This window comes from Thiomicrospira sp. (assembly GCF_036568485.1).
GTDB lineage: Bacteria > Pseudomonadota > Gammaproteobacteria > Thiomicrospirales > Thiomicrospiraceae > Thiomicrospira.
In genome coordinates this window covers 1-1,586 of record NZ_DATCSL010000020.1, presented here as the reverse complement: position 1 = coordinate 1,586, position 1,586 = coordinate 1, and the positions used below count along the sequence as shown (strand labels likewise).

The following is a 1,586-nucleotide window of genomic DNA, read 5'->3' as shown; positions in this document are numbered from 1 at the left end:
CGGCAAGTGACAGGGAAGGTTGTCGCAAGCCCACCATTTAAAAAGTAATTTGACCGTTCGGCATGGGGCAACTTCCCCTTCACGCAAGCTGATGAACGAGTGATTTTTGTGGAGGCTTTCTGCGAGGATGTCTGAGCGAATCATGTTTCTTATGATTCGTGAGTTCCGCAGCAGCCACAAAAATCGGGAGTGAAGAAGGCACTTTTATTTTTGCTGTTTAAAATAAAAGCTTGTGTGCCGGGGCGGCATTCTTTTGCTTACTTTTCTGTTGCTGAAGACCACTACTGTCCGGAATAATTCTCATAGTGGCAAGGCTCCCTGCAATCTGAACCACTCTTCGCGTTCCCTTCGCCGTCGTAGAGCGATTTGATACTCTGTTTCAGGTCGCTGAAATAAACCCGTTTTAAGCGTACTCAAGCACAGAGAAAACACATCATTTATCTTGTTCGACTTGCGGTACAGGTAAAGCAGAACATAGGTAATCAACGCAATATAAATCTGGGTTCTTACTGCATTTTCACTGCGACCTAGAAAACGTTTTATCTTCAGGTTTTGCTTTATCCATTTGAAAAATAGCTCGATATCCCAGCGTTTTTTGTATAACGCTGCAATTTCCTCTGCTGAACGAGTGAAGTCATTGGTTATGAGCACCATGGGTGTGTCTTTATCGGGCCGATTAACCGTCACTCGTCGTGCCGGCGTGTTCAGATAGGGGTTGGGCAGACTCTTTGTTCCAACGACCTTTCTAGTAAACCTGATTGTGGTGTCTTCGAGTATATTTTTCTGACTATCTTTGTTTATGGCATGCTGTTCAGTGGCGGCAACCGCCGCATTCTTCTTCAGGCGTGCAACAAAGTGCGCACCCTGGTCATTAATGCGTTTCCACCAGTTATAATCGTAGTATCCCTTGTCAAAGACATAGGTGGCACCCGGTTCAATATCGATTTTTCGACCATGGAGTATATCGCTATCATTCGCCGGCGAAATCATGGCGTAAACGGGAAGCCTGGCTTGTTGCTCCAGCATTAAATGCAGCTTTAAGCCTTGCGTGATTTTGGTTCTGTGTGGTTTCGCCCACTCATCAAAACCAGGTCCTGACAGGAATATGGGCGACGAATCGAGTAAATAAACCAGGGCTTTCAATTCCCGTTTAATGCTGCCATGTGCGTACTGAATAAGCTCAGTGCAGACACGAGCGAATATATCACTGGAGCGCTTATTATTGGCATCTGCCAGTGTTGAGCGCTTGATGCTGTGTGTACCAAGGTGGTAATGATAATGGGACTGGCTATTAAAACCGGCTTCCAGCTCACGCAAGCTGTTTGCGCCCGAAAGCTGGTTAAAAATCATTGCCGTCATCTGATCCCAGCGCCGAAAACCTTTGCAGTACTTATCAGCGTTTTCTTCTCGCACTATTTTTTCAAAGCGAGATCGAGGTAGCCCTTCCATTATCTGACCAAATCGTGTATTTCTATACATGTTGAAGCCTTTGGGTTGTTGAGTCGTATCAATGGGTTTTACCCTTTAAACCCAGAGGCTTCAATACTTTCAAGGCTTTTGATTTGTTTTATTCCGGACAGTAGTGG

Annotated in this window: 1 protein-coding gene; it reads right to left on the bottom strand. The window is 45.4% G+C overall.

The features are described 5' to 3' along the window. Nucleotides 1–300: 300 nt before the first annotated feature. Complete coding sequence (locus VIM91_RS02185; RefSeq protein WP_331863185.1) at nucleotides 301–1,479, bottom strand: IS4 family transposase; 1,179 nt, start codon at nucleotides 1,477–1,479, stop codon at nucleotides 301–303. Nucleotides 1,480–1,586: the final 107 nt, after the last annotated feature.

What these genes read in the sequence shown, in the direction of transcription:
- VIM91_RS02185 (WP_331863185.1), bottom strand. Translation starts at nt 1,479, where the DNA reads ATGTATAGAAATACACGATTTGGTCAGATAATGGAAGGGCTACCTCGA.